Origin of the sequence: Shinella sp. (assembly GCF_035998705.1) — a bacterium.
GTDB lineage: Bacteria > Pseudomonadota > Alphaproteobacteria > Rhizobiales > Rhizobiaceae > Shinella.
Genome location: NZ_DASYHH010000027.1, coordinates 594,452 through 619,892 on the forward strand (window position 1 = coordinate 594,452; position 25,441 = coordinate 619,892).

Consider the following 25,441-nt stretch of genomic DNA (forward strand, 5'->3'; position numbering starts at 1 on the left):
CGATCACCGACCACCAGAAAACCAGAGGGAAACCGCATCATGACCATAGATCTGAAACCTTCCATCCGCCGAGCCGGCCTCCTTGCCGCCGGCATCCTGCTTGCGCAGACGGCGCTCTCCAGCCCCGTTCTGGCCGACGAGCGTGCCGACCTGATGGCCAAACACCGCGGCGGCACGATGACGCTCGCCGCCGTCTCGGCCGCCGGCACGATCGATCCGATGATCAACTACACCGCCCAATACTGGCAGATCTACCAGATGACCTATGACGGCCTCGTCAAGTTCAAGCAGGCCGGCGGCACCGATGGCTTCGAGATCGTGCCCGCGATCGCGGAAGAAATCCCCCAGCCGACCAATGACGGCAAGACCTATGTCTTCAAGATCCGCAAGGGCATCAAGTTCTCCAACGGCAAGGACGTGACGCCGGCCGACGTGGTCGCCTCCTTCCAGCGCATCTTCAAGGTCAAGGGCCCGACCACCGGCAGCTTCTACAACGGCATCGTCGGCTCCGACAAATGCATCGCGGATGCCGCGACCTGCACGCTCGACGGCGGGGTGGTGGGCGACGATGCGGCCGGCACGGTGACGATCAACCTCACCGCGCCGGATTCGGAGATCTTCTCCAAGCTCGCCGTTCCGCACGCCTCCATCCTGCCGGCCGATGCGCCGCTGACGGATGCCGGCACGACGCCGATTGCCGGCACGGGCGCCTATTATTTCGAGAGCTACAACCCCACCGAACAGCTCGTCATGAAGCGCAATCCGCACTTCAAGGAGTGGAGCGCGGATGCCCAGCCGGACGGCTATGCCGACGAGATCATCTACAAGTTCGGCCTGACCGAGGAGGCGATGATCAACGCGATCATCAACGGCCAGATCGACTGGATGTACGACACGCCGCCCTCCGACCGCCTGCCGGAAATCGGCGCGAAATATGCCAGCCAGGTCCATATCGACCCGCTTGCCGCCTTCTGGTACGCGCCGATGAACACCAATCTCGCGCCCTTCGACAACATCAAGGTGCGCCAGGCGGTGAACTACGCGCTCGATCGCGATGCGCTGGTCGGCCTGTTCGGCGGCGAGGTCCTCGCCCAGCCGACCTGCCAGATCCTGCCGCCGGATTTCCCCGGCCATGTCGACGATTGCCTCTACACCACGGAGGCAAGCCCGGAATGGATCGGCGCCGACATGGAGAAGGCCAAGCAGCTCGTCGAGGAATCCGGCACGAAGGGCCAGAAGGTCACGGTCATTGCCGAGGATAACGCGACCTCGCGCGGCGTCGGCACCTATATCCAGAGCGTGCTGTCGGAGCTCGGCTACGATGCCTCGATGAAGGCCGTCTCGCCGAACATCCAGTTCACCTACATCCAGAACACCAGCAACAACGTCCAAATCAGCATCTCGCAGTGGTACATGGACTATCCGGCCGCTTCGAACTTCCTGAACGTGCTGCTCTCCTGCGCCTCGTTCACGCCGGGCAGCGACGCCTCGATCAACATTTCGGGCTACTGCAACAAGGAACTCGATGCCAAGATGAAGGAAGCGATGACCCTTGCGCTGACGGATGCCGATGCGGCGAATGCCAAATGGGCGGAGGTCGACAAGGGCTTCATGGAACAGTCGCCGATCGCACCGCTCTTCACGCCGAAAAGCGTGAACTTCACCTCGGCACGGCTCGGCAACTATCTGTTCAACAAGCAGAACCGCTGGATCACCTCGCAGTCCTGGGTGAAGTGAGGCCCACCTGAAAAAGCCTCGGCGGGCGGCAAGACAATTGCCGCCCGCACGCCGCATCGAGCCGATCAGGAAACAGATGACCGATATCACAGAGGCAACACGCATCGACGCGCCAGCCGTCTCCTCCCGCCCGTCCTCGGGCCCCTGGCGGCGCGCCTGGCATATCCTGAAGCGTGACCGCGCGACGCTGCTCGCAGCCGCGGTGTTCGTGCTGATCATCCTGTCGACCCTCGCTGCCCCCCTCTATGCCAGCTACGTCTCCGGCACCGATCCGTTCCGCTCCAATCTCAGCGCGCGCATCATGGTCGATGGCAAGCGCGTGAAGGTGATGCAGGCCTCGACGGAGGGGCTCGGCCTCGGCGTCACGCCGATCGGGCCGACCTGGGGGGCGCAATATATGCTCGGCGCCGACACGCAGGGCCGCGACGTCGCCGCCCGCCTGCTTTATGGCGGGCGCAACTCGCTGCTGATCGCCGCATCCGCCACCGTCATCTGTCTCTGTCTTGCCGCCCTTGTCGGCATTTCCGCCGGCTTCTTCGGCGGCTGGGTGGACAAGATCCTGTCTCGCATCCTCGATATTCTCTGGGCGTTCCCGGTCTACCTGCTGGCGATCTCGCTCTCCATCGTGCTGATTTCCCAAGGCATCGTCATCGGCCCGATAGAGATCGGCTCCGACAGCCTGCTGTTGCCGATCTTCATCATCGGCATCATCTACGTGCCCTATGTCGCGCGCCCCTTGCGCGGCCGCGTGCTGTCGTTGAAGCAGAGCGAATTCGTGCTGGCGGCGCGCGGGCTCGGCATTCCGGCCTGGCGCATCCTGCTGCACGATATCCTGCCCAATGTCTCGACCATGCTCATCGTCTTCGTCCCACTGATGATGGGGCTCAACATCATCACGGAATCCTCGCTCTCCTTCCTGTCGATCGGCGTGCAGGCGCCGGATGCGAGCTGGGGCACGATCATCCAGGACGGCCAGACCCTGCTCTACACACGGCCCGTCGTGGCATTGGCGCCCGGCATCGCCATCGTCCTGACGGTGCTGTCTCTCAACGTCTTGGGCGACAGCCTGCGTGACGCGCTCGATCCGCGCACGAAACTGGTCTGAGGAGGCTTTTCATGTTTTTCGCCATCCTGCAGCGCCTCGGCCAGATGCTTTTCGTGATGTTCGGCATCTCCGCGCTCGTCTTCCTCATCTTCTTCGCCACCCCCGGCTCCGACCCCGCCGCCCGTCTTGCCGGCCGCAATGCCTCGCAGGAGACCGTCGAGGCCATCCGCAAGGAATTCGGCTTCGACCGTCCGCTCCCCGTGCAATATGTGGTCATGATGAAGCGGCTCTTCGTGACGCAGGACCTCACCTCCTTCGTCAACCGCGGCTATCGCATCGTGCCGGCCGTGGTCGCCGCAGCGCCCGTCACGATCTCGCTCGTGGCCGGCGCCGCCATACTCTGGATCGTCGGCGGCATCTTTGTCGGCGTGATCGCGGCCCTGACGCGCGACACATTGATCGATCGTGGCCTGATGGCACTCGCGCTGATCGGGGTGTCCATGCCGGTCTACTGGCTGGGCGAGGTGATGAACCTGATCAGCCAGAGCCGTTTCCACGACACCTGGATGTTCTCCTGGGTGCCCGCACTCGGCTACAAGCCGCTGATGGAAGATCCCGCCGGCTGGTTCAAGACGCTGGTCATTCCATGGTTCACGCTGGCCGCCCTCTATATCGGCATCTACGGCCGGGTGCTGCGCGCCAACCTCGTCGAGGCCTATCAGGAAGACTTCATCCGCACCGCCCGCGCCAAGGGCCTGTCGCCAGCGCGCGTCATGTTCCGCCATGCGCTGCGCACGTCGCTCATTCCCTTCGTCACCATGTTCGGGCTCGATTTCGGCGTGCTGGTCGGCGGCGCCGCCTTGTTGACGGAGGTCGTCTTCGGCCTCAACGGCGTCGGCCGCCTCACCTACCAGGCGCTGCTCAATCTCGACCTGCCGATGATCCTCGGCACCGTGATGTACGCCTCGTTCTTCGTCGTCGTCGCCAATGCGCTGGTCGACGTGGTCTATGTGCTGATCGACCCACGGGTCAGGGGAAACTGACGCATGGTGCAGGACAAACCAATCCTCCTCGACGTCAACGGGCTGTCGGTGTCCTTTGCCAGCGATCGCGGCCTGGTACAGGCCGTGCGCGACGTCTCGTTCCGCGTCCATGAGGGCGAAATCCTCTCGATCGTCGGTGAATCGGGCTCCGGCAAATCGGTGACGCTGCTCTCCCTGCTCGGCCTGCACGACAGGAAATCTACCCACGTGGAAGGTGCGGTGTCCTTTCGCGGAAAGACGATCCTCGACCTGCCGGCAAGCCAGATGCGGGCGATCCGCGGCAGGGAGATCGGCCTGATCTCGCAGGACCCGATGACGGCGATGACGCCGGTCTACACGATCGGCTGGCAGATCGCCGAACAGATCCGCGCGCACGAAAATATATCGGCCCGAGCCGCCCGCCGCCGCGCCATCGAACTGCTCGGCGAGGTCGGCCTGTCCAATCCGGGCGAGGCGGTCGACCGTTATCCGCATCAATTGTCCGGCGGCATGCGCCAGCGCGCCGTCATCGCCATGGCGCTCTCCTGCAATCCGGTCCTCCTCGTTGCCGACGAGCCGACCACGGCCCTCGACGTGACCGTGCAGGCCCAGGTGATCGACCTGCTTCTGCGCCTGCGCAAGGATTTCGGCTCCGCCATCATCCTCATCACCCACGACATGGGCGTCGTAGCCGAGGTCGCCGAACAGGTGGCGGTGATGTATGCCGGGCGCATCGTCGAGCGCGGGCGCACCGAGGAAATCTTCTCGGCGCCGCTCCACCCCTACACCTGGGGCCTCATGGCCTCCATTCCGCCGCTGACCGGGCCACGGCTCACCAAATTGCGCTCGATCCCCGGCATGCCGCCGACGCCCGAGACGGTTCCGGACGGCTGCGGTTTTGCACCGCGCTGCGCCTTTGCCCGGCCCATCTGCGCCGAGAGGCCGCCACTGCGCAAGGTCGGCGGACAGTCGGCACTTTGCGTTATCGACGATGACGAGCGACCTGCACTCCGCCGCGCCGCCCTTCCGCAGGAGGAACTCGCATGAGGTCCGAAACCCCTGCATTGCTTTCCGCCCGCAAGCTCACCAAGAATTTCGTCGTCGGCAAGACCATGCGCCCCGGCTCGGGCCGTGTCCTGCATGCGGTGGATGCCATCGATCTCGACGTCTACCCCACCGAAACTCTCGGCCTCGTCGGCGAATCCGGCAGCGGAAAATCCACGCTGGGCCGGTGCCTCACCCGGCTCTACGACATCACGTCGGGCGACCTCACCTTCGACGGGCAGGACATTGCGAAGGCAGACGCGGCAACCCTGAAGCCGGTGCGACGCAAGATGCAGATGATCTTCCAGGATCCCTCCGCCTCGCTCAATCCGCGCCGACGCATCCGCGACATGCTGTCCGAGGTGCTGCACGTGCACCGCATCCGCGAAGGGGCTGCTGTCGAGGAGCGGTTGCAAGAACTCATGGAACTCGTCGGCCTGCGGCGAGAGTATCTCGACCGCTACCCGCACGAGTTTTCCGGCGGCCAGCGCCAGCGCATCGGCATTGCGCGCGCCCTTGCCGTGGAGCCGAAGCTGATCGTCGCGGACGAACCGGTCTCCGCACTCGACGTTTCGGTGCAGGCGCAGGTGGTGAACCTCTTCGACGAGTTGCGCGAACGGCTGAACCTCACCTATGTCTTCATCGCCCACGACCTGGCCGTGGTACGCCATGTCTCGACGCGGGTGGCGGTGATGTATCTCGGTTCGATCGCCGAGACGGGCGAGACGGACGCGCTCTATGCAAAGCCGCACCACCCCTATACGCGCGCGCTGCTGTCGGCCATTCCGCAGCCCCACAACCGGGGCAAGCGCGAGCGCATCCTGCTTTCGGGCGAAATTCCAAGCCCGCTCTCGCCGCCCCCCGGCTGCAAGTTCTCCACCCGTTGTCCCTACGCGAAGGACATCTGCCGGGAACAGCGCCCCGAGCTCGCCGCCATTGCGACGGGCCGCAAGGTGGCCTGCCATTTTCCGCTGGACTGACCCCCTCGGCATCAGGAAAGCCAGAAAGGATATCCGATGTGCGTCACCTGCACCCACACCATCCACCGCGCCCGGCATCATTTCGGCTGGAACCGGGACTTTGAACCGGCAATCGTTGCGAAATCCGGCGAAACGATCCTGTTCGAATGCCTCGATTCTTCCGGTGGCCAGATCGGCCGCGATGCAACGCTCGAAACCCTGACGGCGCTCGATTTCGCCCGCATCAATCCGGTCACCGGGCCCGTCTACGTGGAAGGGGCCGCACCGGGGGACGCCCTGAAGATCACGCTGCGCGCCTTCCATCCCTCGGGCGGAGGCTGGACCGCCATCATCCCCGGTTTCGGTCTGCTCGCCGATCAGTTCAAGGAGCCCGCGCTGCATGTCTGGTCCTACGATTCCGGCACGCTGGCACCTGCCGCCTTCGGGCCGAAGGGGCGCGTGCCGCTGAAACCCTTCGCCGGCACCATCGGCGTCGCGCTGGCCGAACCGGGCCTGCATTCCGTGGTGCCGCCGCGCCGCGTGGGCGGCAACCTCGATATCCGCGATCTCTCCGCCGGCGTGACGCTCTATTTGCCGGTCGAGGTGGAGGGCGGGCTGCTTTCCATCGGCGATACGCATGCGGCCCAAGGCGATGGCGAGGTCTGCGGCACGGCGATCGAGAGCCGCATGGATGTCGAAGCGACGGTCGAGCTCGTCAAGGATCCCCGCCTGCCCGCGCCGCGCTTCACCACGCCCGGCCCGGTCACCCGCCATCTCGACGGCGCCGGCTACGAGGTGACCACCGGCATCGGCCCCGACCTGATGACCGCTGCGCGCGAGGCCGTCATGCGCATGGTCGATCTCCTCTCCGCCGAACACGGCCTCGATCCGAACGACGCCTACATGCTCTGCTCGGTCTGCGCCGATCTCCGGATCAGCGAGATCGTCGACCTTCCCAACTGGGTGGTCAGCTTCTATTTTCCGAGGATCGTCTTCGACTAGAAAGAAGCGGCCGCCACCCTGGCGTCGAAGCCCGTTATCGCCACATGCGCAACCGCTTCCAGTTCCGCGCGCCCGGCCCCGTCGCGCGCCAGAATGGACATGCCGAACTGGACGGTCTGGATGAAACGCGCCAGCGCCGGAACGTCGGCAGCGATGGGAACTTCACCATCTGCCACCGCTTGTTCCAGCCGCGCCTCGATACGCTCGAACGTGACCGCACGGGCGGAGCGGATCAACTCACCCAGTTCCAGGTGGCCCTGGCTGCCGACAGACGACAGGGCCACCATGCAGCCGGTTGGAATGTCTTCAACACCGCCGGTCAGGACCGCGGCCGAATCCAGCAGGAACGCCGAAATGGCTTCGCGCGCCGTTTCAGCGCGCTGGAATTCACCCCAGACGAAGGCCTCGTAGCTCTCACGATAAAAACCCACCGCTTCTACATAGAGCGCTTCCTTCGAACCGAAGGCGGCATAGAGGCTGGGCGATCCGATGCCCATTGCCTCGGTCAGGTCCGTCATCGACGTGGCCTCGAAGCCCTTGAGCCAGAAGAGCCGGGTCGCCTGCGCCAGCGCAGCCTTTCGATCGAACGCGCGTGGGCGCCCCCGCCGGCGGGTCGGCGAGGATTCAAGGACTTCAGGGGCTTGGTCCGATTTCTGCATCGATCATTATATAAACCTCCCAAGCCATTTCGACAACGCTTCGCATTTATTGTGCCGATCGATACATAAATCCCTTGACGCGCTGCGCCCGCATCCCCAGCTAATTCTATGTCGATCATTACAGAAAGGTTCAATCCATGAATGAATTGTCGGGAAAGCGCGCGCTCGTCACAGGCGGGTCGCGTGGCATCGGCGCCGCGATCGCATTGGCGCTGGCTGAAAAAGGGGCGGATGTGGCGATCACCTATGAGCGTGCAGCCGATCGCGCCGCAGAGGTCGTGCGCGAAATCGAAAAGAAGGGGCGCAAGGGGCTGGCCATACAGGCGGACAGTGCCGATCCCGTCGCGGTGAAGCGTTCCGTAGAGGAGGCGGCCGACGCACTGGGTGGCCTCGACATCCTCGTCAACAATGCCGCCATCGCGCTCTACGATACGATCGCCAATATCAGTGCTGAGCAGATCGATGCGCTGCTGGGCGTCAATGTGCGGTCGCCCATCCTCGCCTCACAGGCCGCCATTCCGTATCTTAAAGCGGGCGGCCGTATCCTCACGATCGGCTCGGCCGGCGCCGAACGCATCGTCGGCGACACCGGGACGGTGTATTTCATGACGAAATCCGCGCTCCACTCGTTCAACCGGGGCCTTGCGCGCGAACTCGGACCTCGGGATATCACCGTCAACCTGGTGCAGCCGGGATCGACGAACACGGATATGAACCCCTCCAACGGTGAATTTGCCGACTTTCAACGCGCCCTGATACCGCTTGGCCGATATGGCGCGCCGGAAGACGTGGCAGCCGCCGTAGCCTTCCTAGCCAGCCCCGCCGCCCGGCACATCACGGGAACCATCCTCACGGTGGATGGCGGCATGACGACCTGATTGGGCAATCCCGCCGTTAAGAGCGGCGGGATATTCTACTCGCCGACAACCCTGACCGACTTAACCCCATAATATTTTGCGTAGCATCTGTTCTCCCAATAGTCCGGGTCGGTGGTCAACTCGGGCTTGAAAAACAGGCGTGGAGGACGGGACAACCTCTTGAAGGTGAGATCTGCGTCATCAGGCGCATTTCCAATTTCTGTTTTGCGCGCCTCGATGACCGGGCGATATTCGGCAAAATTGAACCGAAGATCGTTGATCGCGGCCGATGTGTTCGGTGCAGCGATCAGGCTCACCGACAACAGGAGCAACGCGATCGAAGCCGTTTGTCTGGGCCAATTGGCAGGCCCCATCGATCTGCTGCTCAGCCATCTGAGAGCGGGCGGAAGCAGAAGCAGGATTGACGCGATAAACACCGCAAAGAGCACATTTGACACACGGCCCGGCAGGATAGTCCCCTGCGCGAAGGAAACGACAAACCTTCCGCAGAACCACGCGAGCAAGGCAATGCAAAGCAGAACGGGAAGATGCAGCATCTTGTGTTCCCCGCTCGGCCCGCCGGGCGGCCAGCTTGCTTGAGTGCCTTCTCTGCCCATATGAGCCAGGAGTGCGATCGTCAGAAAAATGAGCGCCGGATTTATCATCCAGGCAATGAATGAGTGCTCCGGATCGTAGAGAAACGCCAGAACTGCCGGCACCAGACGCATGGAATTTGGAAACTCGCCGGCCGAACGCACGGCGTTTCCTGGCGCGGACACGCAAATATACCAGGCGACGACAGCCACTGAAAACACGATAGCGAATAGAACCGTGGCGCGCCTGTCGCTCCGGATGATCGCCAGCATCAGTTGCAACGCGCAGAACGCAACGAAATAAAGCCCGAGAAGCTCGTTCAAGCCGCTCAAGGCGACCGCGCTCACCATCGCCAAGCCCGCGAGAAGCAGGTCCACGTTTTTCGAATAAAGACCTCTCGTCACGGCGAGAAGCGATGCCGACGCTATGACCAGGAGAAAGAACGGGAGCTGGTATTCGACAATGCCCGTCGCCCAATACCATAGCTCACCGATTGACGGCATATAGGCCCAGAATATCGCCGTGATCGCGAGCGAGATGAAGAACGACGTGGTTCTATTGATAAGCGGTGACAGGATAACGCGGGCCATGATGTAAAACGAGGCAACGGACATCAGCGGCGCGAGCAGCAAAAATATGCTGTAGTTTATCGTATCGATCCCGAGGCGTGGGAAAAAATAAGGATAGATCGACATGGCGAGCCAGCGGCCCGTCCATTGAGAATATTGCAGCGCCGCATAGGAATGCCAGAAGCCCGCCGTTTGCGGCAAACTCGCACTGCAATAGTCATCCGCGGAAGCCTCCGCGAGGAAAGTATAGGTGAGCGAAAGTATCATCACCAAAACGCAGGAAATTACGATCGCGGCCAATGAAAGCAGGTAAAAAACGTCCGCTTTCTTCGTTGAAAAATCGCGCATTTTACGCCTCTTGCCGCCAACGGTTTCGCGGTCAGATTTTTTGACGAAATCCTGCCGGGAAAACCGGTCCGCTTTGGTTGGCAGCCGACCTCCGCACGATGTATCGCGGCCTCATCTTTGTCTCTCGGTAAATTCTTCCGATATACTCGCCGATAATTCCGATACCGAGGATTTGAACGCCGCCAAAAAACATGATCGCGGCGAAAATCGAGGGATACCCTGGAACGCTGTTACCGAAAAAGAGCTTGTCCAGAACAATCCACGCACCATAGATGAAGGCGATCGTTGAAATGAACAGGCCGATATAGGTCCATATTCTCAAAGGCATGGTCGAAAAACTCGTGATGCCTTCGAGCGCCAGGTTCCACAGCTTCCAGCCGTTGAACTTTGTCGTTCCGGCAACGCGCTGCGCGCGTCTGTATTCGACGACTTCAGTGCGCCCACCGACCCAGGAGAGAAGGCCCTTCATGAAGAGGTTTCGCTCCGGCAGGAGCAAAATTTCGTCGACGATCGGGCGGGATATCAATCGGAAATCACCGACATTCTCCTCGATCCTGGTGTCGCTGATGAAGTTGTGCACGGCGTAGAACGCTTGTGCTGTCCTTCGCTTCAAAAAATTGTCGCTGGATCTGTCCTGGCGCTTGGCGAGCACGACTTCCGCACCGCATCTCCACTTTTCCAGCATTTTCGGGATGAGCTCGATAGGATCTTGCAGATCCACATCGATGGGGATCACCGCATCGCCTTTTGCATAGGCCAGGCCCGCGAATAGCGCCGGCTCTTTTCCGAAGTTTCGAGTGAAGTCGACAAGCTGGACCAGCGGATCGGTGCTCATGATCTGCTGGACGATTTCTGCGGAATGGTCCTTGCTGCCGTCATTGACGAAAACAATCTCGATCGATTCATTCTTCAACGTGTCTTCCGACCTTACAGCCGCGTAGAAGATCGGGATTGTCGCCTCTTCATTGTAAATGGGTACAATAAGGGAAATAGACACGCGTCACCTCATCTGAACACGAGAAAACGAGAACAGGCATAACCTGTGACCAAGCTTATTGCGGAGAACGTCACGAGTGCCACGACGGCCGGCAGCGCCAGATAGTCTGTAAGGCCACCGATCGAATAGGCGATCAAACCGAGAGAGCCGAAATACAAAGCAAATCTTTTGGGTGAAGAGTCGGTTTGGAACGTTAGTCGAGCGTTGGCGAAAAAACTGAAGGTGACTGCCAGGGCGAATGCCGAAACATTCGACCAACTCTGCGGCATTCCAACTCCCGCATAGAATATGGAGAACGTCGTCCAGTGAATGGCCGTATTCAGCACGCCGACGGATGCATATTTCAAAAACGGCGTCAGCATTTTCGACCAGCCTTTGTCATCCGTTACGCCACACTTTGCGGGGCGCCCCGCGGTAAGCCGCCGTCGTTCAAGTTGTCTCGGTGCCTGCGTGCCGGTCGCATGCCGGCGTATAGAAGGCCGGGAATGAGGAACACCGCCATGTGTACCCAGGCAATGACGATCTCATTTGTAAAATGCGTAATGGCAAGCATCGCCGGCGTCGCGGAGAGCATGTAGAGGAGTCGCATGGAGGTGTTGCCCTGCATGGCGCAGAAATAGATCCAGCTTAGAATACCTGCCATGAGTGCGAATTTCAGGCAGCCGAAATAAGAGAACGACGCGAAGGAATCCATCATTCCGGTCGGCGTCGTGCCCGGCGCGGGATCGTAATCCCTCGAATAGACCGAGGGTGTATCGATGTAGAGGCTCTCTTTGATCTTCGACCCGACGAGTTGCGCGGGGACATACACGAACACGACCGAGTTCCAATGCGATATGCCAAAATCATACGCCTGGTTTTCCGAGATCGACGCCATGGAAAACACCAGGTTTCGAAATTCCGGCCCTCCCTGCTTCAAAAGCTTTTGCCAATTCTCGACGGGATTTATTTCAAGAACCGCGCGCCAATCGGGCGCGCCGTTGTAATAGGTCGCGGCTCGATACTCTCCAACGCTGACCAGGCCGGCCATGGCGAACACCAGGCTGAGGGATACGAGGGACCGCGGCACCGCCCACCCCCTGTGAAACCAGAAGGCAAGGGCGACCATCAGCCCCAGTTCAGCGGCTTCCGAACGGCGGCCCGCGATCACGATGCGATCGAAGTAAAAGGCAAGACCGAAAAGGACGATGCAGAGTGCAAGGGTGGAGCGGCGACGTGCGAAACACAACAGCGCAATCGCAAGACCGTAGGTCAGCAATTTGGCGAAGAACAGATAGGCCACCGCCGTCCCTGTCAGAAAGCCACGAAGGCGCTCCTCATCGGCAAGCTGGCCGAACCGATAAAAGAAGTAGGCTCCCACCAGTGATAAACCAGCAGCGTAATACAGCAGCCGCTTTTCGCTGAAGACCAGATCCGGACCCAGTTTCGAGTGTTTGCCAAGCCACCACCCGACAGAGCACATGACGAGGCAAAGCCAGGAGAAAAAGACAGCACGCGCCAATGCGGAATTCTGCGGCAGGAAACGGTCGTCGATCAGGCCGGGTATCTGCGGCAGGACGAATGTCAGGAACATCGCTGCGGCGAGAAAGGGAAAACCGAAGAACCCTCCGCGTCTCCACAGGCCCGAGACGAGCATGGCGATGGACGTGATGAACAACAGAACGACCGCAAGCCATGCCATGTCAGCCCCTCGACCCCTAGGACCCGCATGCTGGCCATGACCACGGACTTAAGCAACTTACTCATCAGGCGTAGACAGTTCTCGGGGGCAAAGCCCTGCGCGTAGTCTCGGCAAATGACGCAAGCGCAATCACCTTTTGATGGAAGGTCTCTACCGCTTTTGGATGAGCATACTGCCACAGCGATCCGCTCTGTCGCCGGCTGGAATATGGCTATCAACCAACCGTCGCGGTGGGAATGTAAACGGGCTTAAGCCCTCCAAGGCTGTCGGCGAGGATGTCCTCCTGCACTGTCAACCTCTTGCGGAAATCGGCGTTTACGCCGAGTATGTGGCTGCGAATTGCTGCTCGATCACCGAACATCCGCTGGAATTGCTGCTTCAAAAGGTCGAGGTCCAGATCCTCGATATGCTGGCAAAAATCTCCCAGGCCCATTTCATCCATCAGGGCCCGGTTCTTTTGTGAATATTCGATCGAGATTGCGGGGCGGCCGAGCTTCAGGGCACTGACCAGATTGTGATAGCGCGTCACGACGACGGCGCTCGTCTCGTTGATCTCATCCATCAGGCCACGCAGATCGCTGGTTCGCACCGCCGTGACGCGTTCGAGCCCGGAATGCACTATTGCGTCGGATGAGGCGATCCGCTTGCGCAGATCTTCGACGGCCGGCCAGTCGCCGACATCCCCCGTCAGAAGCCTGATATAGTAGCCCTGGTTGAGCAGCCAGACGATGAACGCCTCCAGTTTTTCCAGGTATGTCTGGTAGATACCCTCGCCGTTCGCGTTTGCCTTGAGCCAGCCGAAATAGGACATGACGCCAACGCCGACGACACGGGGGTCGTTGGCAGGATAACGCTCCAGGCCCGATGGCAAGCTGAAGACGATGTCCGGGTATACACGGTCGTCGCTCACATCGAGGCCGAGGCTTTGCATGAATTGCCACGAGTTCTTGTCGCGATAGGATCGGTAGCTCGCCATGCGCGCCACGCTGACCAGGAAGAACCGGCTGAGCGGATGCCGGATGGGACCCGCCCCGATACTGACCAGGAAAATCTTCCGCCGCCAGATCCAGGCGGCCAGGCACCACTTGAACGCCATGAACGGCCAGCCGAAAGGGTTGTCCTGAAAGTCGTCCAGAAAACCCGTCCCCGGCACGATCAGGATATCTACTGTGCGGGCAGATCGAAACGCGTACCACACGCCCATGACCCGGCGCGGCAAGTGCCAAAGGAGGCCGTCCATCCAGCGGGATATTGACGTTGCAAAGCCGGCGGGGCTGCTTTCAACGGACGGAACACCGTGATCGCGCGCCACAGCGCCGGGATTCGGGCAAATGCAGGTTATGGAATCGACGGGGCAAAAACGGCGCAGGAAAATCAACATCGAATCCAGGGATGCATCGTTACCGCTGTTGCCGCATCCGAAGAGCCCAAAAAGCCCGATTTTCATGCCGACCTCCAAGCGGAACGTCAAACTCGCCATTTGCGGTCGGCAAGCACGTTCCTGGCGCGCAACACTTCGTATAATAAGGCTTTGCTGAAATGACCACCTGTCCTTTCGGCGAATGGTCGAGCGCGCGAAAAGGCACCGCGGGCTGCGCCATAACTTGTTGATTTCAAATGTGTTCAGGCAGAATCTCTGCAAGGGTATTTCGCAAGAGGCGGCTAACCGCCGACTGTTTCCCCTACTCCCTATGGCCGCGTTCCCGTTGGGGCCAGTTCATATACTCTGACATGCTCGCAGCCATTGAGGGCATTGCAAGAATGATACGGGTTCGCAGCGCATTTCTGATGGCGACGCTTGGGCAGTATCTCGCGCTGGTGGTCAGCTTCGTGACCATCGCCGTCGTTTCTCACCTGATGACGCCAGCCGAGATTGGTCTTTCGGTGATTGGCGCCAGCGCTGTAACGATGATCTTCTCGTTGCGCGAGTTCGCCACATCCGATTTCCTGATTCAGCTCGACACCGTTGAACGCAATGATGTGCAGACCGCCATGACCATGATGGTCATCCTGACGGTCCTGCTGTCCCTCGCCTTGATCATGGCCCTTCCCTGGCTCGCCAATTTCTACAAGAGCGACGTGCTGAAGTCGTTCTTCCTGCTGATGATCCTGGCGGTCGCTATCGAGGGCGTCTCGTTTCCGGGCATGGCGCTTTTGCGCCGGGAGATGTTGTTTGGCAAGGTCACGGTCATCAAGACCGTCGCGGCAGCGGTCAATGCCGCAGTCACGATCCTGTTTGCCGTGCTGGACTGGGGCGTCGTCAGCTTTGCGCTTGGTGCGATCGCCGGCAGCGTCACGATCACAGGGCTGACACTCATCACCAGAAAGGACTGGTGGAGTTTCAAGCCGTCGCTGAAGTCACTTGCCGCCGTGACCGAATTCGGGCGCTACAAAGGCGCCACGAACGTCGTCGACCGGTTCTACGATGCCCTTCCGCAGATCCTTCTCGGCAGCATCATGCCTTCCGCCGCGGTCGGCAAATACAGCAGGGCGGTCACCATTTCCGGCCTGGCGGATCGCCTGGTCCTGTCGGCGGTCTTTACGGTGGCATTTCCGGCGCTGGCAGCCGCGGTTCGCCAGAAGGTCGACATTCGACAGTCGTATTTGCGCGCGATCAGCTTCATTACCGTCGTCTACTGGCCCGCGCTGCTCATGCTGGTCATCCTGATCACGCCCATCTCCGAACTCCTTCTCGGCGCCGGCTGGGACGAGGTCATCCCGGTCGCCCGCCTTTTGGCCCTGTCGGCCGTGTTCTGGTTTCCCGTCGTCTTGACCTATCCCGTGCTGATCGGGCTCGGCGCCAATCGTTCGGCCTTCACCTTCAACATCGTGTCGCGCTCCCTGTCCGCGATCATCATCTGCGGTGCCGGCTTCTTCGGGCTCATGGCGATCGCCTACAGCCAGTTCTTCGCTCTGCCGATGCAGATGATGCTCGCGCTGATCTATGTGCGCCGCCACGCCTACTTCGCCTGGTCGGAACTGTTCGCGGTTCTGTGGCCGAGTTTCGTGGTTTCGCTCGCGACCATATCGGGGCCTGCCACACTCATCGCATGTCTTGGCTTCCGGCTGAATTTTTCAGGCGCCGAGGCGATCTACATCAGTTTCCTGGGCGCTGTCGGCTGGTTCGCTGGCATCCTGCTGACGGCCCATCCCTTTCGCAACGAGATCCTGGCGACGATGGGCGATGGCAGTCGATGGCTGCGCGGGTGGTCGCCGTCGTCTTTGCGAAGTGCGCCGTCGGAGGTTGGCGAGCGCACCAGGATAGGAGGGTAGAGCCGTGGCGCGCTTGGACATAGCGATACCGAACTACAACTACGGCCGTTTCCTGCATGATTGCATCAAAAGCGTCTATCGGCAGGACATCGACGACATCCGCATCCTCATCATCGACAATGCTTCCACGGATGAGAGTGCCGCAATAGCGCGCGGCCTTGCGGCTAAAGACCCGAGGATTGAACTGTGCCTGCGTCCGGAAAACCTCGGCCAGCACGCTTCTTTCAACACCGCCGTCGATTGGGCGCAGTCGGACTACTTCGTCATCCTGTGCTCCGACGATTACCTGCCGGATGGCGCGCTGGACCGGGCGGTAGCGGCACTGGATCGGCACCCCGAGGCACATCTGGCATTTGGCGAGACGCTTTTCCTCGAGGATGGCTCGATGCCGCCGCGCAGCGACCGGGCGACGCTGCCGGCCGACGAACGGCTGTGGAGCGGCGAGCGCTTCCTTCGAACATCCTGCGAGAGAGGCCGCAATCTCATTGGCGGCCCGATGGCGGTGGTGCGAACGAGCGCCCAGAAGCGCGCCGGGCATTTTCGACGGGACCTGCCGCATACGGACGACATGGAAATGTGGCTGCGCTTCGCGGCCATCGGCGCCGTTGTCGAGATCAAGCATATCCAAAGCATCGTGCGCATCCATGGCTCGAACCAGTCCGCCGTGGTGTCGAACGTTCACCATTGGAACGTCGCGTCCGAGGCTGCGTTCGAAGCCTTCTTCTCGGATTTCGGTCGCAGCCTGCCGCAAGCACGTGAGCTTCTCGCGCTCGCCCGGCGGAGCCTCAGCGACAGGGCCTACTGGTGCGCGGTCTCGCATGTCCTGCGGGGAGAACCGGGCGTGCGGGACCTTGCCAGATATGCGGTAAAACTTCGACCGGCGAGCGCCGTCTTTCCGCCGCTCGGCTACGCCTGGCGCAAGGCGGGCCTATGGCAGCGGATGGCCCTCGCGCTATCCGGCAAGACACGCTTTCATACCCAACAAGCCGAGCCTTGATCGATCCACTTCAGACTGAGCCGCTATGCGTAACGGCGCCACGATGTGCCGCCATCCACATTGTGTGCATCCGCCAGTTCGCTTATGGCCAGCCCAGACTTCTCGAGGATGAAGTACGCATAGCGTTCATCATCGACGAGATTGTCCTTGGGCCGAAGGGAAACGTATCTCGGCGTAAACGCGGCCGTTTCCGCCCTGCGCCAGAAATCGTCGATCGGATAGGTCGTCATGTTCGCCAGGTTTCTGCGATATCCCCACTTTCGCGATTGCGTGCGGCGTTCATGCGTTTGGTATTTTATCTGGATGATCGCAAACCCGCCTGGCCGCAAAAGCTTGTAGGCCAGGTCCAGAATGCGTTGGCCGTATTCCTGTGAGGGAAGCAGTTCGAAAACATAGGTGCATAGAAAGACGTCGGCCGTTGCAATTAGATCTTCGGCAGATTTTTCCGGCTCCGAAACATCGACCAGCAGTCGCGAAAAATTGTCCTGCCCGACGCTTCGCAACACGTTTTCGCACTCGTCGAGAGACGCACTCGACACATCGACGCCGACGAACGACTTGGCAAGCGGAGCGAAATGCACCGCATTCGCGCCGCCCCCGCACCCCCACTCGATGATCCGCTCCAACGGAGCCGACTGGCCGCGAATTTTCATATACTCCTGGAGAAGCTGGACATGGGGCCTGCCAAGTTCCGACCAGACCTCTTCGCGCAGCCCTCCGCTACCCTTCCAGTGAGAATTCGATTGAAACGCCGTTTGCGCCGGATCCTCCCAGTATTTTTGAGCGTCGTGGGCAAGGCTCAGGTCTGACGGCGATCTGGGGAGGCGCTCAAGCAGTTGATAACCCGCCCGTCGAAGCGCCCGGAATATCTTTCTCATCTCGCGTCCTTTCGCAGCCAAACCCATTGGTGGGCATTCGCGCGCCTGCCTTCAGGCAGAAGACCAGCCTAATCCCCTGCAAATGCCGGTAAAGATGGACAAAATGGAGAGCCACCGTCCTCTCTAAGCCGAAAGGTGGTGTCGTATCGGGCAAACGCGCGCCTCGGCACAGCGTTCGGGAATGGCCCAACGCATTCACGGCGCAAACGCGCCGTGAACGAGGATATGGGATGATTGCGGACGACCCGCTCGCCTCAGGCGTCCTTCAGATAGGGTGCGATGAGGGCGAGATCGGCGTCGCTCAGGCGATCGTTTGCCGTATTCCTCTGGTGCCAGTAGGGGTATTGAAGCCAGGGCTGGCTGATCTTGTCGAGCCTCGCGCGCTCTTCGTCGGTCAGCTTCAGTTCGGCGGACGCGAGATTGTCCTGGAACTGCGCTTCCGTGCGGCCGCCGATGATGACCGAGGTCACGCCCTTGCGGCCGATCAGCCAGGCGAGCGCCACCTGCGCCGCGGACACGCCGCGACCGTCCGCGATCTCCACCAGCGTCTCCACGATATCCCATAGCCGGTTTTCGTCGCGGATCGGCGGTTCGGTCCAGCCGGCGAACTGGCGCGTGCCTTCGGGTGCTGCATGATCGCGGCGATGTTTACCGGACAGCAGGCCGCCGGCGATCGGGCTCCAGACGAGGATGCCCAGACCCTGGTCGATGCTGATCGGAACCAGTTCGTTCTCCGCGTCCCGGGTTTCCAGCGTGTAGTGGATCTGCTGGCTGACGAAGCGCTGGAAGCGTTCGCGCTCGGAAACGCCCAGCGCCTTCATGATGTGCCAGCCGGAGAAATTCGAGCAGCCGATATAACGCACCTTGCCCTGGCGCACGAGCGTATCGAGCGCCTCCATGGTTTCTTCGAGCGGTGTCTGACCGTCCCATTCATGCACCTGGTAGAGGTCGATGACATCGGTCTTCATGCGCTTCAGGCTGGCCTCGCAAGCCGCGATCAGATGCTGGCGCGACAGGCCGCTCTGGTTCGGACCATCACCCATCGGAAAGCGTGCCTTGGTGGCGATCAGCACGCCGTTCTTGCGCGGCCCACCGATGATCTCGCCGAGGATTTCCTCGCAGACACCCTGCGAATAGGCATCCGCCGTATCGATCAGGTTGACCCCGGCATCGAGGCATATGTCGACCAGACGGCGCGCGTCGTTGACGCCGAGATCTCCCACGGTCTTTGCCCAGCCGACGCCACCGAAGGTCATCGTGCCCATGGTGATCGTCGAAACCTTAAGGCCGGAGCGGCCCAGCAAACGGTATTCCATTATCGCTCTCCTTGCGTAAGTCAGGGGTCGTCAGAGCAGTTCAATCGCAAATGTCCTGGCGGCGAAATCCTATCAGGCCTCGCTTGCGACACCGCGCCAGAGATCGATGCCGCCTTCCGTGGCGTGGGTATCGATTTCCTTCAACTCGTCGTCGGAGAAGGCGAGGTTGTCGAGCGCATCGAGCGAATCGTCAAGCTGCGCGATGTTGCGCGCGCCGATCAAGGCGGATGTCACACGGGCATCGCGCAGAACCCAGGCGATCGCCATCTGCGCCAGCGACTGGCCGCGCCGCTTGGCGATCTCGTCGAGCGCCCGCACGCGCGAAAGATTGTCGTCACTGAGCAGCTTCTCGTTGAAGGACCCTCCCCGCGCCGCGCGGGCATCCTGCGGGACGCCGCCGAGATATTTGGAGGTCAGCAGGCCCTGCGCCAGCGGCGAAAAGGCGATGCAGCCGACACCGAGTTCGCCGAGCGTATCGAGAAGCCCGTCCTCGATCCAGCGATTGAGCATGGAATAGGATGGCTGGTGGATGAGAAGCGGAACGCCTTCGGCGCGCAGGATGGCCGCTGCCTCGTGTGTGCGTTCAGGACCGTAGGACGAGAGGCCGACATAGAGCGCCTTGCCCTGGCGCACCATTTGTACCAGTGCCGCCATGGTTTCCTCCAGCGGCACGTCCAGCGTGGGGCGGTGGGAGTAGAAGATATCGACATAGTCGATCCCCATTCGCTGAAGGCTCTGGTCGAGCGATGCCATGAGATGCTTGCGCGAGCCGCCACGGCCATAGGGACCGTCCCACATGTCCCATCCGGCCTTCGACGAAATGACGAGCTCGTCGCGATGGTGCTGGAAATCCTTGGTCAGGATGAGGCCGAAATTCTCCTCTGCCGAGCCATAGGGCGGGCCGTAATTGTTGGCGAGGTCGAAATGCGTGACGCCACGGTCGAAGGCCCGGCGGATGACGCTGCGGCCGGTCTCGAAGACGTCGGCGCCGCCGAAATTCTGCCAGAGACCGAGCGAGATCGGCGGAAGCTTGAGGCCGGAACGACCGGTGCGGCGATAGTCGATGCCGTCATAGCGGCCGGGATTGGCAAGATACATGGTCGTCTCCATTGCAGTACGGCCGGCGTGAAAAGCTTTCGGCTGCTCGCAACAAGGAGTACGCACCGGCGATCATTGAATCAATCGCCACCAATTCAACGGATCATTGATCTCAATTCAACGATCCGTTCGCTGCGCTTCCCGGATGCACTGGATCAGCACCTGCAGGCCGTAAGGCAACTGCCGGCGGCTCGAATAATAGAAGGCCAGCGGCGGACCGACGGACGACCATTCCGGCAGCACGAGTTCCAGACGACCCGCGCGCAGGTCCGGCTCCGCCAGCCTTTCCAGGCAATAGGCAATGCCCATGCCCGAAAGTGCGGCCGAGAGCGAAATGTCGGTGGAACCGGAAATGAGGGAACCCGGCACATCGATCTGGCGCCGCTCGTTGCCCCGGTCGAACTCCCAATGATAGATCTGCCCTCGCCCCGTTCGAATGCGCACACAGTTGTGAGACAGGAGATCGTCGGGTTTGGCGGGCCGTCCGAAGCGTTCCAGATAGGCCGGCGAGGCAACGGCGACCCAGTTCAACGGCTCCGTCACCGGAACGGCGATCATGTCTTCCGGGATGGTCCCCGCATATCGGAGACCGGCATCAAAGCCTTCCGCGGTGACATCGACGAAATAGTCGTCGGACGCGACTTCCAGCTCGATATTCGGAAACCGTTCGCGAAACAGCGGCAGGACCGGCGCCAGCAGGAGATCGACGGCATCGCGCAGCACATTGATGCGAACGCTGCCCGAGATGCCGCGAAACTGTCCCTGGAGCTCTTCGAGACCCGTTTGGATGAGATCGAGGCCGGCCGCGACCTTCTCCGCCAGCGCCGACCCGGCGGCGGTCGGCGAAACGCTTCTGCTCGTACGATTGAGCAGCCGGACACCGAGGCGCGCCTCAAGCGCCTTCATGCGGTGGCTCAGAGCCGAAACCGAGATTTCGAGCTGATCGGCCGCCTTGCGGAAGCTTCTGTGCCGGACGATCTGGAGGAAGACGGCCAGATCGGAAAGCTCGTTTCGGTTGGAGACCATGTTCACCGCCACTCCATCGCTCCCCGTCATAGAGGGAGCGGCGCAGCCCGTCAAAGAGGGCTCGTTACTGCTTGGCGGTCCGTTGAGGACGGTCTGGATCCGATCAAGCGAAGGTGAACAGTCTTTTGCGGAAAGACAGGCCAACGCACCGTATAGTCTGCGCAAACCATAACCGCCGCGGGTATCGTCGCGGCGTCAAAGGGAGAAAGCGTTTGTCCCATAGCCGCTTCATCGTCGGGTTCTGCCTGTGCCTGGCGATCCTCACAGGGTCCGCCGTTGCCCAGACGCCGGACGCCGGGAGCCGACAGCAGCCAACCTCGGAAGCGGGCATCTTCAGCCTCATTCCCGGCGATTCCGTCACGGAACACACGCTGGGAACACAGGACGGTCCGCTTTCCTACACGGCGACGGCCGGCACGCTCGACCTCTACGGCCAGGACGGCAACCGGACGGCGAAGGTCTTCTACACCGCCTATGTCGCCGGCAAAACCGATCCGGCACGCCCGATCACCTTCGTTTTCAACGGCGGACCGGGTGCGGCGTCGGCCTATCTTCATCTCGGCCTCGTCGGCCCGAAAGTACTGGAATTCGGTGAAAGTCGCGACGACGGCACGCGCCCGTCACTCAAGGACAATCCGGACAGCTGGCTTGCCTTCACGGATCTTGTCCTGGTCGATCCCGTGGGCACGGGCTGGAGCCGTGCAGCGAATGACGATGCGGCAGGCCAGTTCTACGGCGTGCGGCAGGATGCCGAAAGTCTTGCCAAGGTCATCGCGCTCTACACGCAGAAGAACGGGCGCATCGCCGCCCCCATCTATTTGCTCGGCGAGAGCTATGGCGGATTTCGCACGGCGAAGGTGGCCTCGGCGCTGAAGGAGACACAGGGCATTCTCGTCTCGGGTGTCCTGATGGTCTCTCCGCTGGTTGAAGGCCGCTTCCTCTTCGGCGCGGCCGACGATCCGCTGAACGCCGCCCTCCAGCTTCCGGCCCTTGCCGCCGCCGAGATGGAGCGGCGAAACGCTTTCGATCTAGACAAACTTCGGGAAGCCGAACGCTTCGCCATGACGGACTATCTCGTCACGCTTGCCGGCCCCGCCCCATCCGGCCCGCAGGCCGATGTCTTCTACCAGCGTGTTGCAGACCTCACCGGAATTGCCAAAGCGGATGTGGCGCGGGCGCGGGGTTTCCTGGACGGCCTTTACGCCAAGCTGTCCGGTGAAGACGGCCGGGTCGTCAGCCCCTATGACGCCGCCTACTCGGTGCCCGACGCCTATCCGGAATCGAGCACGAGCCGCAATGACGACCCGATCCTCGACGGCTTCACCCGCGCCTATGGTGGCGCCTTTGCGGATTACGCGCGCAACACGCTCGGCTTTCATACCGAGATGACCTATTCCCTGCTCAGCACAGGTGTTAACCGCCGCTGGGAGTGGAACGGCGGAAGAGGTGGAGACGGACGGGCAAATGCCAGCGCCACCGGCGATCTGCGCGACCTGCTTTCGACCATTCCGCGGTTCCGGCTAGCGATTTATCACGGCTACAGCGACGCGCTGACCCCTTACGGATCGAGCCGCTACGTGCTGGACCACCTGCCGCCGAGCCTCGCGGCAGGGCGCACCGAACTCAGGATCTATCGTGGCGGCCATATGTTCTACGTCGATCCCGCCTCCCGGCGGCAGATGATGATCGACGCGCGGAGGTTCTACGACGCGCCGGGGACCGACTGATCGACACCTCTCCCTCCTCACGAAACGCCAAATCGCTCCAGCATCTTCTTGAGCTGAGCATTCTGCACGAGGAGCGCATCTGCCAATTGGCGCCTGAGCCGCCGGACCTCCGCATCCACATCTTCCACGCCGGTCTGGAAGGCGTCCTGCGTTTTTTCGGCGTTTTCTGCCTGGTTCTTCGGCGCTTCGACGCTTTGCGCTATCGTGTCGATCGCAGGCTTCTTCGCCCGGCCAGCGCGCTTCGTGCGCGTTGCGACCTCTTTGACAGCCACGTTTCGTTTCGATGTCGCACGGGCGTTGGAACGGGCCTGAAGAGGCCGCTCAGGTGCCGGCGCCGGCGCCTCGTCTGCCGGACTTACTGCGCCCGCCTCTCCCGGTTCCGTTTGGCCTTTCGGCGAAACGTCATCGGCAGATGGCAGGCGCACTGTACTTTCCTGCGCTCGGTCCGGGCGTGCCCTTGCTTCGTCATCACCTGAATTCCGGCCGTCTTCCGGGCCCGCTGACCCGCCCCGCGAGAACAAGTTCCCGATAAGCTTCCATGGTGATTTCATCGTGCTTCAACCTCGAGCATCTGCGTCACGACGAGTGTGACGCACCTATCCGACTCGCGACGTGAGCCTGAGCGCATTTTCGCTACCGACGATGTCATGGCTAGGGCTGATCTTATCCGGGTGCCCGTATATCTTTCCGCCGGCTAGGCGAGACCAAGCTTTTTGCGAAGGTCGGCGTTTTCAGCACGAAGCTTATCAGCCAGCGTCTTGCGAAGCCGCTTGTTCTCTTCCTCGAGTTGAAGAAGATCGGCCATTTCATCGCTGGCCGAAGCAGGCGCCTTAACGACAGCTGCGGGCTGCTTCTTCGTAGCAACATTGCGTCGACGCTTGGCCGCAACGGGCTCGACTGCGACCGCAGGCGTCGCCTCGACAGTCTTCGCGGCGCGCTTCTTGCGCCCGACGGAGACCTCTGCCGTCTTGGCGGGGGCCGATTTTACCTTGGCTTCCACGGCTGCTTTTTTTACTCTCGGCGCGCGCTGCTTCCTGGCCGCTGGCGCGGTCGCGTCAGGAACCACCACTGCAACGTCGGAATTGGTGCCGGGAATTTGTTCGTCAGCCATCGGTTACCTCCTATGATCGCTCAAGCTATGTTTCAGGTGCGCTGGTCAGGGAGTCAATATCCGACCATCATCCAGAGCGTTATTCCGAGGTCAATCTCATGTTTTCGACCGTAAAAACGGTTTTCCGGCAAGTAGAACCCGGCTTTATGCCCAGCAGCTAGGCAAGCCTGGCGGCGAACCGTTCGAGCAGGCGGTCGATCTTCAGGGGTGCAAAGGTGTTTTCCATCACGAGATAGGCGGCGCCGAACAGGGCGCTGTCTTCCTGCGCGGTGGAAAGCACGATGGAAAGGTCGCGCGTCGCCAGCGGAAGACAGCGCTGGTAGACGAGTTCGCGGATGCCCGACAGCAGGAAATCGCCGCCGCGCGCCAGCGTACCGCCGATGACGATGAGGCTCGGATTGACGATGCTGACGGCGTCGGAAATGACCTCGCCGATGGTCCGCCCGGCGGCGCGCAGCAGCATCAGTGCCTCGGGCTTGCGCTGTTCGACGAGGTCGATCACGTCGCGCGCCGTCTCGGCATGGAAGCCGCGTGCGGAGAGATCGCGGGCGATCGCCCAGCCGGCGGCGCGCGCCTCCACGCAGCCGAACTTGCCGCAGCGGCAAAGGGGTGCGTCATCCGACAGGAACTGGATGTGGCCGATATCCCCGGCAGCGCCCTGCGCGCCGCGGAACATGCGCCCGCCGGCAATCATGCCGCTGCCGATGCCGGTGCCCACCTTGACGAACAGCATGTCGTCGACGGTCGGGAACCGGCGCTTGTGCTCGCAGATCGTCATGAGGTTCACGTCGTTTTCGACATAGACCGGCACCGCGAAACGCGCCTGCAACTGCCCGATAATGTCGAAATCGTCCCAGCCGTGCAGTACCGAGGGACCGACGACGCAGCCGCGCTTGAAATCGACGGGCGTCGGCAGGCTGAGGCTGATGCCGATGAAGAAGCCGTGGGTTTTTTCCGCCTCCGCCGCAAGCGACGCGAAGACATCCCCCACCTGCGCGAGGGTCGCCTCCGGCCCGCTCGTCACGGAAAAGGGCAAAGTCGCCTGGGCGATGATGGCCGGCGTCAGGTCCATGGCGGCCAGGTGAATGTGGGTTTCGCCGATATTGGCGACCAGCAGGAAGCCGCTTGCCGCATTGATGGCGAGAACCCGCGTCGGCCGCCCGCCGCTCGGCAGGGTTTCCTCGGTCTCGCGCACCAGGCCGCTCGAAAGAAGCGCATTCAGCCGCTGGGTGACGGTGACACGCGAAAGGCCCGACGCCTGCAGCAACTCGGCCCTCGACAAGGCCTGGCCTGTCGCGATCAAGGAAAGAATGCCCCCCGCGCCGTCCAGCGTCGGCCCCTCATGCCCCTGCTCATGCCGTCCCATGCAAAACTCCTGTTGCCTCCCCGCTTTAGCGGCAAAGCACAGCGAGATAAAGCGGCAGTTTCCAACGCGACCCGCACTTATGTATAACATAATACATAAGATTGCGAATTATGTTTTATTTTGTATATATGCACC

Annotated in this window: 23 protein-coding genes; 10 read left to right on the forward strand and 13 right to left on the reverse strand. The window is 61.5% G+C overall.

Annotation, left to right across the window (positions count from 1 at the left end):
* The first annotated feature begins 39 nt into the window (after nt 1-39).
* From VGN93_RS25935 to VGN93_RS25960, 6 genes are all read left to right on the forward strand, one after another.
* Nucleotides 40-1,737, forward strand: a complete 1,698-nt coding sequence (locus VGN93_RS25935) for an ABC transporter substrate-binding protein (RefSeq protein WP_327509851.1) — start codon at nt 40-42, stop codon at nt 1,735-1,737.
* A gap of 76 nt (nt 1,738-1,813) precedes the next feature.
* Nucleotides 1,814-2,842: an ABC transporter permease gene (locus tag VGN93_RS25940; protein ID WP_327509852.1), complete on the forward strand. Its 1,029-nt coding sequence runs from the start codon at nt 1,814-1,816 to the stop codon at nt 2,840-2,842.
* A gap of 11 nt (nt 2,843-2,853) precedes the next feature.
* Nucleotides 2,854-3,825 carry an ABC transporter permease gene (locus tag VGN93_RS25945; RefSeq protein ID WP_327509853.1) on the forward strand — a complete coding sequence of 324 codons (972 nt, stop codon included), beginning with the start codon at nt 2,854-2,856 and terminating at the stop codon, nt 3,823-3,825.
* 3 nt (nt 3,826-3,828) lie between these two features.
* Nucleotides 3,829-4,851 carry an ABC transporter ATP-binding protein gene (locus VGN93_RS25950; RefSeq protein ID WP_327509854.1) on the forward strand — a complete coding sequence of 341 codons (1,023 nt, stop codon included), beginning with the start codon at nt 3,829-3,831 and terminating at the stop codon, nt 4,849-4,851.
* Nucleotides 4,848-5,828, forward strand: a complete 981-nt coding sequence (locus VGN93_RS25955; RefSeq protein ID WP_327509855.1) for an oligopeptide/dipeptide ABC transporter ATP-binding protein — start codon at nt 4,848-4,850, stop codon at nt 5,826-5,828. The genes VGN93_RS25950 and VGN93_RS25955 overlap by 4 nt, the downstream gene beginning before the upstream one ends.
* Nucleotides 5,829-5,864: 36 nt before the next feature.
* On the forward strand, nt 5,865-6,809 hold the full coding sequence (locus VGN93_RS25960; RefSeq protein WP_327509856.1) for an acetamidase/formamidase family protein: 945 nt from the start codon (nt 5,865-5,867) through the stop codon (nt 6,807-6,809).
* Here the strand turns inward: VGN93_RS25960 and VGN93_RS25965 are convergent.
* The gene (locus VGN93_RS25965) at nt 6,806-7,468 is read right to left on the reverse strand and encodes a TetR/AcrR family transcriptional regulator (RefSeq protein WP_327509857.1); all 663 of its coding nucleotides are present in this window, start codon (nt 7,466-7,468) and stop codon (nt 6,806-6,808) included. The genes VGN93_RS25960 and VGN93_RS25965 overlap by 4 nt on opposite strands.
* A 137-nt stretch (nt 7,469-7,605) precedes the next feature.
* Here VGN93_RS25965 and VGN93_RS25970 point away from each other — a divergent pair, with 137 nt between their 5' ends.
* Nucleotides 7,606-8,346: an SDR family NAD(P)-dependent oxidoreductase gene (locus VGN93_RS25970; RefSeq protein WP_327509858.1), complete on the forward strand. Its 741-nt coding sequence runs from the start codon at nt 7,606-7,608 to the stop codon at nt 8,344-8,346.
* 35 nt (nt 8,347-8,381) lie between these two features.
* Here the strand turns inward: VGN93_RS25970 and VGN93_RS25975 are convergent, their stop codons facing one another.
* The 5 genes from VGN93_RS25975 to VGN93_RS25995 all read right to left on the reverse strand — a co-directional run bounded on the left by VGN93_RS25975 (nt 8,382) and on the right by VGN93_RS25995 (nt 13,961).
* On the reverse strand, nt 8,382-9,836 hold the full coding sequence (locus VGN93_RS25975; RefSeq protein WP_327509859.1) for a DUF6056 family protein: 1,455 nt from the start codon (nt 9,834-9,836) through the stop codon (nt 8,382-8,384).
* A 31-nt stretch (nt 9,837-9,867) separates the two neighbouring features.
* Nucleotides 9,868-10,833, reverse strand: a complete 966-nt coding sequence (locus VGN93_RS25980) for a glycosyltransferase family 2 protein (RefSeq protein ID WP_327509860.1) — start codon at nt 10,831-10,833, stop codon at nt 9,868-9,870.
* 8 nt (nt 10,834-10,841) lie between these two features.
* Entirely contained in the window at nt 10,842-11,195 is a 354-nt protein-coding gene (locus VGN93_RS25985; protein WP_327509861.1) for a GtrA family protein, read from the reverse strand.
* Nucleotides 11,196-11,218: 23 nt separating this feature from the next.
* Nucleotides 11,219-12,514 carry a hypothetical protein gene (locus VGN93_RS25990; protein ID WP_327509862.1) on the reverse strand — a complete coding sequence of 432 codons (1,296 nt, stop codon included), beginning with the start codon at nt 12,512-12,514 and terminating at the stop codon, nt 11,219-11,221.
* 214 nt (nt 12,515-12,728) lie between these two features.
* Nucleotides 12,729-13,961, reverse strand: coding sequence for a polysaccharide pyruvyl transferase family protein (locus tag VGN93_RS25995; protein ID WP_327509863.1), 1,233 nt, complete (start codon nt 13,959-13,961; stop codon nt 12,729-12,731).
* Between the two features lie 314 nt (nt 13,962-14,275).
* Here VGN93_RS25995 and VGN93_RS26000 point away from each other — a divergent pair, with 314 nt between their 5' ends.
* Together VGN93_RS26000 and VGN93_RS26005 are read left to right on the forward strand one after the other, a co-directional pair.
* The gene (locus VGN93_RS26000; RefSeq protein ID WP_327509864.1) at nt 14,276-15,787 is read left to right on the forward strand and encodes an oligosaccharide flippase family protein; all 1,512 of its coding nucleotides are present in this window, start codon (nt 14,276-14,278) and stop codon (nt 15,785-15,787) included.
* A 4-nt stretch (nt 15,788-15,791) separates the two neighbouring features.
* Nucleotides 15,792-16,784 (forward strand): glycosyltransferase family 2 protein, encoded by a 993-nt coding sequence (locus VGN93_RS26005; RefSeq protein ID WP_327509865.1) that lies wholly within the window; start codon nt 15,792-15,794, stop codon nt 16,782-16,784.
* Between the two features lie 23 nt (nt 16,785-16,807).
* On the opposite strand, the gene VGN93_RS26010 is transcribed toward VGN93_RS26005, so the two are convergent.
* The 4 genes from VGN93_RS26010 to VGN93_RS26025 all read right to left on the reverse strand — a co-directional run bounded on the left by VGN93_RS26010 (nt 16,808) and on the right by VGN93_RS26025 (nt 21,114).
* The gene (locus VGN93_RS26010; RefSeq protein WP_327509866.1) at nt 16,808-17,662 is read right to left on the reverse strand and encodes a class I SAM-dependent methyltransferase; all 855 of its coding nucleotides are present in this window, start codon (nt 17,660-17,662) and stop codon (nt 16,808-16,810) included.
* A gap of 254 nt (nt 17,663-17,916) precedes the next feature.
* Nucleotides 17,917-18,978 carry an aldo/keto reductase gene (locus VGN93_RS26015; protein ID WP_327509867.1) on the reverse strand — a complete coding sequence of 354 codons (1,062 nt, stop codon included), beginning with the start codon at nt 18,976-18,978 and terminating at the stop codon, nt 17,917-17,919.
* A 72-nt stretch (nt 18,979-19,050) separates the two neighbouring features.
* Complete coding sequence (gene mgrA / locus VGN93_RS26020; protein WP_327509868.1) at nt 19,051-20,076, reverse strand: L-glyceraldehyde 3-phosphate reductase; 1,026 nt, start codon at nt 20,074-20,076, stop codon at nt 19,051-19,053.
* A 117-nt stretch (nt 20,077-20,193) separates the two neighbouring features.
* Complete coding sequence (locus VGN93_RS26025) at nt 20,194-21,114, reverse strand: LysR family transcriptional regulator (protein ID WP_327509869.1); 921 nt, start codon at nt 21,112-21,114, stop codon at nt 20,194-20,196.
* 239 nt (nt 21,115-21,353) lie between these two features.
* Between VGN93_RS26025 and VGN93_RS26030 the strand changes: the two genes are divergently transcribed.
* Complete coding sequence (locus VGN93_RS26030) at nt 21,354-22,829, forward strand: S10 family peptidase (protein ID WP_414714181.1); 1,476 nt, start codon at nt 21,354-21,356, stop codon at nt 22,827-22,829.
* Between the two features lie 17 nt (nt 22,830-22,846).
* On the opposite strand, the gene VGN93_RS26035 is transcribed toward VGN93_RS26030, so the two are convergent.
* The 3 genes from VGN93_RS26035 to VGN93_RS26045 all read right to left on the reverse strand — a co-directional run bounded on the left by VGN93_RS26035 (nt 22,847) and on the right by VGN93_RS26045 (nt 25,306).
* On the reverse strand, nt 22,847-23,254 hold the full coding sequence (locus tag VGN93_RS26035) for a hypothetical protein (RefSeq protein ID WP_327509871.1): 408 nt from the start codon (nt 23,252-23,254) through the stop codon (nt 22,847-22,849).
* Between the two features lie 269 nt (nt 23,255-23,523).
* On the reverse strand, nt 23,524-23,940 hold the full coding sequence (locus VGN93_RS26040) for a SyrB-like regulator (protein ID WP_327509872.1): 417 nt from the start codon (nt 23,938-23,940) through the stop codon (nt 23,524-23,526).
* A 157-nt stretch (nt 23,941-24,097) separates the two neighbouring features.
* Nucleotides 24,098-25,306 (reverse strand): ROK family transcriptional regulator, encoded by a 1,209-nt coding sequence (locus VGN93_RS26045; protein ID WP_327509873.1) that lies wholly within the window; start codon nt 25,304-25,306, stop codon nt 24,098-24,100.
* Between the last annotated feature and the right edge of the window lie 135 nt (nt 25,307-25,441).

What these genes read in the sequence shown, in the direction of transcription:
- VGN93_RS25935 (WP_327509851.1), top strand. Translation starts at nt 40, where the DNA reads ATGACCATAGATCTGAAACCTTCCATCCGCCGAGCCGGCCTCCTTGCC.
- VGN93_RS25940 (WP_327509852.1), top strand. Translation starts at nt 1,814, where the DNA reads ATGACCGATATCACAGAGGCAACACGCATCGACGCGCCAGCCGTCTCC.
- VGN93_RS25945 (WP_327509853.1), top strand. Translation starts at nt 2,854, where the DNA reads ATGTTTTTCGCCATCCTGCAGCGCCTCGGCCAGATGCTTTTCGTGATG.
- VGN93_RS25950 (WP_327509854.1), top strand. Translation starts at nt 3,829, where the DNA reads ATGGTGCAGGACAAACCAATCCTCCTCGACGTCAACGGGCTGTCGGTG.
- VGN93_RS25955 (WP_327509855.1), top strand. Translation starts at nt 4,848, where the DNA reads ATGAGGTCCGAAACCCCTGCATTGCTTTCCGCCCGCAAGCTCACCAAG.
- VGN93_RS25960 (WP_327509856.1), top strand. Translation starts at nt 5,865, where the DNA reads ATGTGCGTCACCTGCACCCACACCATCCACCGCGCCCGGCATCATTTC.
- VGN93_RS25965 (WP_327509857.1), bottom strand. Translation starts at nt 7,468, where the DNA reads ATGCAGAAATCGGACCAAGCCCCTGAAGTCCTTGAATCCTCGCCGACC.
- VGN93_RS25970 (WP_327509858.1), top strand. Translation starts at nt 7,606, where the DNA reads ATGAATGAATTGTCGGGAAAGCGCGCGCTCGTCACAGGCGGGTCGCGT.
- VGN93_RS25975 (WP_327509859.1), bottom strand. Translation starts at nt 9,836, where the DNA reads ATGCGCGATTTTTCAACGAAGAAAGCGGACGTTTTTTACCTGCTTTCA.
- VGN93_RS25985 (WP_327509861.1), bottom strand. Translation starts at nt 11,195, where the DNA reads ATGCTGACGCCGTTTTTGAAATATGCATCCGTCGGCGTGCTGAATACG.
- VGN93_RS25990 (WP_327509862.1), bottom strand. Translation starts at nt 12,514, where the DNA reads ATGGCATGGCTTGCGGTCGTTCTGTTGTTCATCACGTCCATCGCCATG.
- VGN93_RS25995 (WP_327509863.1), bottom strand. Translation starts at nt 13,961, where the DNA reads ATGAAAATCGGGCTTTTTGGGCTCTTCGGATGCGGCAACAGCGGTAAC.
- VGN93_RS26000 (WP_327509864.1), top strand. Translation starts at nt 14,276, where the DNA reads ATGATACGGGTTCGCAGCGCATTTCTGATGGCGACGCTTGGGCAGTAT.
- VGN93_RS26010 (WP_327509866.1), bottom strand. Translation starts at nt 17,662, where the DNA reads ATGAGAAAGATATTCCGGGCGCTTCGACGGGCGGGTTATCAACTGCTT.
- VGN93_RS26015 (WP_327509867.1), bottom strand. Translation starts at nt 18,978, where the DNA reads ATGGAATACCGTTTGCTGGGCCGCTCCGGCCTTAAGGTTTCGACGATC.
- mgrA (WP_327509868.1), bottom strand. Translation starts at nt 20,076, where the DNA reads ATGTATCTTGCCAATCCCGGCCGCTATGACGGCATCGACTATCGCCGC.
- VGN93_RS26040 (WP_327509872.1), bottom strand. Translation starts at nt 23,940, where the DNA reads ATGGCTGACGAACAAATTCCCGGCACCAATTCCGACGTTGCAGTGGTG.
- VGN93_RS26045 (WP_327509873.1), bottom strand. Translation starts at nt 25,306, where the DNA reads ATGGGACGGCATGAGCAGGGGCATGAGGGGCCGACGCTGGACGGCGCG.